At 43.8% G+C, this 6,872-nt stretch carries 11 protein-coding genes; all 11 read left to right on the top strand.

All coding sequences use genetic code 11. The annotated features are described in order from the left end of the window. Nucleotides 1-76 precede the first annotated feature (76 nt). On the top strand, nucleotides 77-721 hold the full coding sequence (locus tag AC1DWN_RS24225; protein WP_477561458.1) for a YphA family membrane protein: 645 nt from the start codon (nucleotides 77-79) through the stop codon (nucleotides 719-721). Beyond that, entirely contained in the window at nucleotides 721-1,638 is a 918-nt protein-coding gene (locus AC1DWN_RS24220; protein ID WP_477561457.1) for a YIEGIA family protein, read from the top strand. The genes AC1DWN_RS24225 and AC1DWN_RS24220 overlap by 1 nt, the downstream gene beginning before the upstream one ends. Then, the gene (locus AC1DWN_RS24215) at nucleotides 1,631-1,822 is read left to right on the top strand and encodes a capping complex subunit for YIEGIA (protein ID WP_477561456.1); all 192 of its coding nucleotides are present in this window, start codon (nucleotides 1,631-1,633) and stop codon (nucleotides 1,820-1,822) included. The genes AC1DWN_RS24220 and AC1DWN_RS24215 overlap by 8 nt, the downstream gene beginning before the upstream one ends. Before the next feature lie 160 nt (nucleotides 1,823-1,982). Beyond that, on the top strand, nucleotides 1,983-3,305 hold the full coding sequence (gene der, locus AC1DWN_RS24210; protein ID WP_477561455.1) for a ribosome biogenesis GTPase Der: 1,323 nt from the start codon (nucleotides 1,983-1,985) through the stop codon (nucleotides 3,303-3,305). A 12-nt stretch (nucleotides 3,306-3,317) separates the two neighbouring features. Further along, the gene (gene plsY / locus AC1DWN_RS24205) at nucleotides 3,318-3,917 is read left to right on the top strand and encodes a glycerol-3-phosphate 1-O-acyltransferase PlsY (protein ID WP_477561454.1); all 600 of its coding nucleotides are present in this window, start codon (nucleotides 3,318-3,320) and stop codon (nucleotides 3,915-3,917) included. A gap of 6 nt (nucleotides 3,918-3,923) precedes the next feature. Continuing rightward, the gene (locus AC1DWN_RS24200) at nucleotides 3,924-4,958 is read left to right on the top strand and encodes an NAD(P)H-dependent glycerol-3-phosphate dehydrogenase (RefSeq protein ID WP_477561453.1); all 1,035 of its coding nucleotides are present in this window, start codon (nucleotides 3,924-3,926) and stop codon (nucleotides 4,956-4,958) included. A gap of 73 nt (nucleotides 4,959-5,031) precedes the next feature. Beyond that, entirely contained in the window at nucleotides 5,032-5,307 is a 276-nt protein-coding gene (locus AC1DWN_RS24195; protein ID WP_477561452.1) for a stage VI sporulation protein F, read from the top strand. 138 nt (nucleotides 5,308-5,445) lie between these two features. Continuing rightward, nucleotides 5,446-5,625, top strand: a complete 180-nt coding sequence (locus tag AC1DWN_RS24190) for a DUF2768 family protein (RefSeq protein WP_477561451.1) — start codon at nucleotides 5,446-5,448, stop codon at nucleotides 5,623-5,625. A gap of 57 nt (nucleotides 5,626-5,682) precedes the next feature. After that, nucleotides 5,683-5,979, top strand: a complete 297-nt coding sequence (locus AC1DWN_RS24185) for a 2Fe-2S iron-sulfur cluster-binding protein (RefSeq protein ID WP_477561450.1) — start codon at nucleotides 5,683-5,685, stop codon at nucleotides 5,977-5,979. A 21-nt stretch (nucleotides 5,980-6,000) separates the two neighbouring features. After that, nucleotides 6,001-6,699 carry a nucleotidyltransferase family protein gene (locus AC1DWN_RS24180; protein WP_477561449.1) on the top strand — a complete coding sequence of 233 codons (699 nt, stop codon included), beginning with the start codon at nucleotides 6,001-6,003 and terminating at the stop codon, nucleotides 6,697-6,699. Continuing rightward, on the top strand, nucleotides 6,699-6,872 hold a 174-nt coding region (locus AC1DWN_RS24175), incomplete at its 3' end, for a 2Fe-2S iron-sulfur cluster-binding protein (protein ID WP_477561459.1). The genes AC1DWN_RS24180 and AC1DWN_RS24175, both read left to right, overlap by 1 nt.

The following is a 6,872-nucleotide window of genomic DNA, read 5'->3' as shown; positions in this document are numbered from 1 at the left end:
GGCTATTTCTGTGGATAATCACAGGAATAGCTCCTTTTTTTTTGCGCATACTAGGGGGTACAAGAGGTGATATGTGATGAATCCAGGTTATATGTCCTTATGGATTATCGTTATACTGATTATATTAATGGCAACAGGATGGAAGCCTTTTATAGCTCCTGATTTTAGCCGGCGTTCAATCGTATTATTTGGGATTGGTGTAATAGCGTTGCTTCCATTCTCAATTTGGTGGGTGCCGGACAACGCATATGTACATGTGGAGCTGCACGCAGCTGCAATTGTGTTATTGCTTGCAGGATTATTGGCTCTAAGCGATTCAGAGGATTGGAGTTATAAAGGCTACTTACTCTTATGTGTCCTAATGATTATGATCATATGGGGCAGTCTTCGTAAAATGTACAGCTTTGATCCGGTATTCTATTGGATTGATCCGCTTTGGGATGCTCCGCTGCTAAGCGGAATTCTTTGCGGAGCCTTCACTTCAAATGTAAAGCATCAATTCGGTATGATTGCTTGGGGTGCAGCACTCGGTGAAGTGCTTAACACGATACTTCAGGGTGCTTCCTACACGACGATGATAGGCTCACTTTACTGGTGGGATAGCTTCTGGATTGCAATCGTATCGGTAATGATTTTCACTTTATTTCTAAAAGCGGTTCGAATGGTTTTTGCTAAGCTAAGTTTGGTGTTCTGGCATTTAAAAGGAGGCCGTTCGTCGTAATGCATATGTTTCTTGTGCAAAATAAATTGTTAATCGGTGTGCTTCTAGGGATGGTATTCGGAATTATTTCACGTCTGCTTATGCTTAGAACGGATTATCGCCAGTATCCGACATATCCGCACGGTCGCATTATTCACATATCACTAGGAGTCATAGCCGCAGCACTTGGATCAGTAGCTGTGCCGGCTCTGTACAACAAGGATTACACAGCGATTACTTTTCTTACTTTAGCTGCGCAGCAGTTTCGTGATGTTCGGAAAATGGAACGTGAAACGCTTACTAAAATAGACAGCTTAGAGCTTGTTGGACGCGGATCAACTTACATTGAAGGGATAGCCATGGTCTTCGAAGGGCGAAATTACTTGGTTATCATGACCGCCTTATTGACTAGCTTGTTTGCGATTATTCTTAATGTGTGGTTTGGAATCGTTGCAGGCGGGATATCCTTATTATTGGTGGAAAAGCTTAAATCGGGAAAATCGATATCGCATATTGCATCGGTGCAGCCGGCTAAAGTTAAAATAGACGGGCCAGATTTATTCGTAGATAACATTTACATAATGAACGTTGGTCTTAAAGCGAACCAGCAAATTATTTCGGATAGAGGCATGGGGTTTATTTTGACCCCTAATAATGCGAATGCAAAAATTACATTAAGCAATCTTGGACAACGCCAAGCGATACTATATGATTTAGCTACGATATTGGGTGTATACCGTGATGATGGTGAACCGGCGCTTATTCCGATGGCAAAACTCGATATGCTCGACGGCAGATTGGCCATATTCATTTTGCCGCAGGAACAAGATTCTAGCAAAGGGCAGGCGGTTATTTTACGTGTGCCGATCTTAGAATCAGCTGTGAGAATGCCGACCGAAGCGTCGGTAAATAAGAAGGGAGCTGGCGAGCATGGCTAAAATCGTTGCTGTCGTTTCGATGAAAGCCGATGAGGTAGCAGGGGGAGCACCAATTTTTTTAGTGCGAGATATGGAGAAGCTGCAGCAAACCTCATTTCTGCTTGAGAAAATTTTAGATGCCAGCGCACATGATTTAAAGAACGGAACGATAATATTGGTTAATCATAATAACATGAAAAGTTAGCCAAGAACGTAGTTTTTTGCTATGATGGTTTACGTGAGTATTTTTGAGTTATATAGAATTAATAAGTTTCACACTTATCCATTTCTATATAACCACCGCAAAACGAGCTTAGCCGCATAAGACGGTGACAGCAGTTTACACTTGAGGAGTGAAAAGCACTATGGCAAGACCCGTTATAGCGATCGTCGGGCGTCCAAATGTGGGTAAGTCCACTATTTTTAATAGGGTAATTGGAGACCGACTAGCAATTGTAGAAGATAAACCTGGTATTACCMGTGACCGTATTTACGGTACTGGTGAGTGGAATGGTAAGCCGTTCAGCATTATTGACACTGGCGGTATTGAAATTGATGGTGAAGATGAGATCATGAAGTCAGTCCGTATGCAGGCTGAACTGGCGATAGAAGAAGCGGATGTCATTATTTTTATGGTCGATGCCAAAACCGGTTTGACACATGCAGATGATGAAGTTGCAAAAATGCTATTTCGTTCACGTAAGCCTGTCGTACTTGCTGTTAATAAAGTAGACAATGCTAACCGTATGGATGAAGTGTATGAATTCTACGGTCTTGGATTCGGGGAACCCATTGCGATTTCTGGTTCTCATGGACTTGGAATCGGAGATCTGTTAGATGCTGCAGTGGTGCTGCTGCCCGAGCTAACGGAAGAAGAGTATGATGACGATATTATTAAAGTTGCCTTAATTGGCCGACCAAATGTGGGTAAGTCCTCTTTAGTCAATGCCATACTTGGTGAAGAACGTGTAATCGTCAGTGATGTTGCGGGTACTACTCGTGATGCGATCGATACGCCATTCGAACGTGACGGACAACGCTATGTTCTTATTGATACAGCCGRTATGCGTAAACGCGGCAAGGTGTATGAATCGACTGAGAAGTACAGCGTAATGCGTGCTATGAAAGCGATTGAACGTGCAGACGTTGTTCTTGTATTGATTAATGGAGAAGAAGGCATCATTGAACAGGACAAGCATATTGCTGGATACGCTCATGAAGCGGGTAAAGCATCTATGTTCGTTGTGAACAAGTGGGATGTTGTCGATAAAGATGAGAAAACAATGCAAAATTTCTCTCAAAATATACGTGACCACTTCTTGTTCATGACCTATGCGCCAATTGTATATTTATCCGCACTTACGAAGCAACGCTTGCAAAAACTATTGCCAGTTGTTAACCACGTATCGGAGCAGCATGCGCTGCGTATTCAAACTCATCTACTCAATGATGTGATTTCGGATGCGGTTGCAATTAATCCTCCGCCAAGTGATAAGGGAAAACGTTTGCGTATTAACTATGTTACACAAGTAGCAACTAAACCGCCTACGATCGTTGTTTTTGTTAATGATCCGTCGATTATGCATTTCTCATATGAGCGGTATCTGGAAAACAAAATTCGTGCAGCGTTCAATTTTGAAGGCACACCGATTCGTATATTCTCAAGACGGAAGTCTGAAGAAGATTAGGGGAGAAGCAGCTTGTTATACGGAGTTATCGCAGTTGCGTTAAGCTATTTATTAGGGTCAGTTTCTTTTAGTATTGTCATTGCAAAATGGGTCAAAGGGATTGATATACGCGAACATGGCAGCGGCAATGCTGGGGCGACTAATACATTAAGAGTGCTTGGGAAAGGTCCAGGCATACTCGTATTTCTGCTCGATATCGCCAAGGGTGTAGGTGCTGTAGGGATCGGGCATGGACTAGGCAATAATGAATGGATTCCGGCTTTATGCGGCCTAGCTGCGATTGTTGGACATAATTGGCCAGTCTGGTTTGGTTTCAAAGGCGGCAAAGGTATCGCAACAACGGTAGGTGCAATAGCTACGCTCTCATTTGTACCCGCGCTTTGCGCTGGTTTGGTAGCCATCGCTATTATTGCATTAACGAGATACGTTTCTTTAGGCTCGCTTTTATTTGCTGCCCTAACGCCATTATTCATTTATTTCTTTTATTTCTCGGTGCCCTTGCTTTGTGCAAGTCTCATTATTTGTCTCTTTGCGTTTTTCCGCCATCGGACGAATATAATAAAGCTGCTGCAAGGGACGGAAAATAAACTTGGCGCTAAGAAAGGAATGTAGCCTTGCATGACAACGAATAACTCATCATCAAGAGGACGCGCGGCAGTATTAGTAGCAGGGAGCTGGGGAACGGCTCTTGCTTCTGTACTGGCGAATAACGGTTATCAGGTTATGTTATGGACGCGTAATGAAGAGCAAGCAAATGGAATCAACCAAAATCATGAGAATAGCAAGTTTCTTCCAGGCGTTAAGCTTCCAGAATTAATTTGTGCAACTACCGACATGAAAGAGGCGTTGCATGAAGTGGAATTAGCGCTGTTCGTTGCGCCATCAGGTGCTATGCGTGATGTTGCCAGACAAGCAGCACCTTTCTTATCACCAGAAACCTTATGCGTCCACGCAACCAAAGGGTTTGAGTCGGATACGCTAAAACGGATGACTACTGTGCTTTCAGAGGAGCTTAGCCGTCCTGTAGAGGAGCTAGTGGTGCTCTCAGGACCAAGCCATGCGGAGGAAGTTATCCGTAAGCAGCCAACAACGGTAGTGGTAGCTTCTGCGAATTTGCAGGCTGCAGAGCAGGCTCAGGATGCTCTAATGAACACGAACTTCCGCGTATATACGAATTCTGACGTGGCTGGTGTCGAGGTGTCAGGCGCAATCAAAAATATTATTGCTCTTGGCGCTGGCTTATCTGATGGGCTGAACTTTGGGGACAATGCCAAGGCAGCTTTGTTAACGCGGGGTCTGGCTGAAATCGGCAGGCTTGGAGCAGCCATGGGTGCGAATCCACTTACATTTGCAGGACTTGCTGGAGTTGGCGATCTTGTCGTGACCTGTACGAGCAAGCATAGTCGTAATTGGCGTGCTGGTTACATGCTTGCTGACGGTACACCGCTGGATGTAGTGCTGACCAAGATGGGCATGGTTGTTGAAGGCGTAAGGACGACACGTGCCGCTTATGAGCTTTCGAAGCAATACGATGTCGAAATGCCTATTACATTCCAACTCTATGAAGTGCYGTTTGAGAACAAATCGCCTAGAACAGCTGTAGAGCATCTAATGGGCCGTTTGCGTACACACGAAATCGAAGAAATCAATTAGGACAGCGCCTACACCAAACCAATCTCCCAATCATATGATGCTAGGAATAAATTCTAGGGGGAGGTTGGGGGAATTGTCGAAAGATTTCTCTAAAGATATTTTGAATTCAATCAACAAAAAAACAGGAAAAGGCATTTCCGAGAATTCAGTCAAGAAGCTAGCCAGCGGCGTAACAGCAGAAACGATGCAAAGCGAAGCAGAGCTAAGGAAACTGATCAAGCAAGTATCGGAAATGGCTAAAATTAAAGTCACAGAATCTACAATAAATGATATCGTGAAGGCTGTTAAAGCGAGCGGTATGAATGCAAGTAGTATGGAATCATTAATGAAAATGATGATCAAGAAGTAAAAGGTAGCGACAAAAGCGAGGGAATGTGTCGAATTTTCTTATTCGGTGCAACACTCTGTCTGCTTTTGTCCTTTTTTTTGTACGATGTTATAATGGTACAGAACTCATTATGATACAGATTAGGAGAATGAATTTTATATGGATGCTATGACAAAAATGTGGGTATCGCTATTTGGTATCGGCATGATGGCAATCGCGGCTATATTGATTACGGTCGCCCGAACAAAAACAAAAGGTATATTGAAATTTTTACTTTCATTAATCGCTTTCATCATTTTAATAATTGGTTTTATTTGCGGACTGATTTCTATTATTTAGCTATGCATACATATGACATATGAATCAATCAAGCTGAGAAGGAGACATTATACCACTATGATTGAATTGAAGGGCAGAACAAAAACAGCAGTTGTTGAGGCAGAGGATGGCTTATCCATATTAGATCATGCGATTAAACATAATGTGGATTGGAGTTTCTCTTGCACTCGCGGCACCTGTGCTCGTTGTCGCTGCCTCGTTACTGAAGGCGGAGACCAGCTAGAGGAAATAACGGATCAGGAATGGGATCGTCTTGAGCCGGAAGAATTCGAGGAAGGTTACCGATTAGGCTGTCAGGCCATTGTGAAAGAAAATGCTGGAACAATCGTTGTGATTAATAAAACCTATTTTTAACACATAAAGCAAAGCAGTAAGATGTTAAAACGCCTTATTGAATTGTTCAATGCGAAACGTGAGCTGCACCGCCAGAGGATGGCGCAAGCCGTTTACGCTTGGAAGGAAGTGCCGGCGATGACCGAAAATGAACGCATCCAAAAAGCGCTGGCTACAATTATAAAAGCCACACAATCAAGCAACACTAGCTGGATAGTCGGCGGCAGCGCAGGCTTAATGCTGAGGGACCTACCGTTGCAATCCGAACCGAATGACCTTGATATTTATTGTGACGAGGAAGACGTTGACTCTATCTACGAATTACTAAAAGCGTATGCAACTGATGAGCCGACAATAAGTGTATCTGAAATCTATCGTTCGAAATTATGTCATTTTATTATTCACGAGGTACAGGTTGAGCTGGTCGGAGGATTTCATGTATCTGCCTATGACTGTCAGTATGTAACCAACGTAAAAGGTCTGCTGCTCGCTTATGCGGAACAAGTGGAGTTATTTGATGAGTCGCTGGAAGTGAATATTGTCCCTCTCGCTCATGAACTGTGGTTTAATGTTCTCCGAGGACGCAAAGATCGGGTACAGCTTATCATAGAAGCGTTCGCTGACGCGCCTGCTATCCATGAGAATGCGCTTCAAGCGATAGAAGTGTATAATTCCTTCACTGCGACTGCAAAGCTCAGCATTCGCCGCTGGATACGTGAGAGAGAGGCAGGTGAGCTGTAATGAATGGTGAGGTCACCTTCTGGCCATCAGGAAGATCTATTAAGGTAAGGCCAGGGACAACGATCTTAGACGCAGCAAGAAGAGCTAATGTGTCTATTCGAACACGCTGCGGAGGAAAGGCTGCCTGCTTCATGTGCAAGGTTAATGTCAGGCCTGGAAGCGAGCTGCAACCC

Source organism: Paenibacillus sp. P4_A7 (genome assembly GCF_056402455.1).
Note: the sequence above shows the minus strand (reverse complement) of the source record. Positions and strands in the feature narration are given on the sequence as shown.

What these genes read in the sequence shown, in the direction of transcription:
- AC1DWN_RS24190 (WP_477561451.1), top strand. Translation starts at nt 5,446, where the DNA reads ATGGATGCTATGACAAAAATGTGGGTATCGCTATTTGGTATCGGCATG.
- AC1DWN_RS24215 (WP_477561456.1), top strand. Translation starts at nt 1,631, where the DNA reads ATGGCTAAAATCGTTGCTGTCGTTTCGATGAAAGCCGATGAGGTAGCA.
- AC1DWN_RS24185 (WP_477561450.1), top strand. Translation starts at nt 5,683, where the DNA reads ATGATTGAATTGAAGGGCAGAACAAAAACAGCAGTTGTTGAGGCAGAG.
- AC1DWN_RS24225 (WP_477561458.1), top strand. Translation starts at nt 77, where the DNA reads ATGAATCCAGGTTATATGTCCTTATGGATTATCGTTATACTGATTATA.
- AC1DWN_RS24220 (WP_477561457.1), top strand. Translation starts at nt 721, where the DNA reads ATGCATATGTTTCTTGTGCAAAATAAATTGTTAATCGGTGTGCTTCTA.
- AC1DWN_RS24180 (WP_477561449.1), top strand. Translation starts at nt 6,001, where the DNA reads ATGTTAAAACGCCTTATTGAATTGTTCAATGCGAAACGTGAGCTGCAC.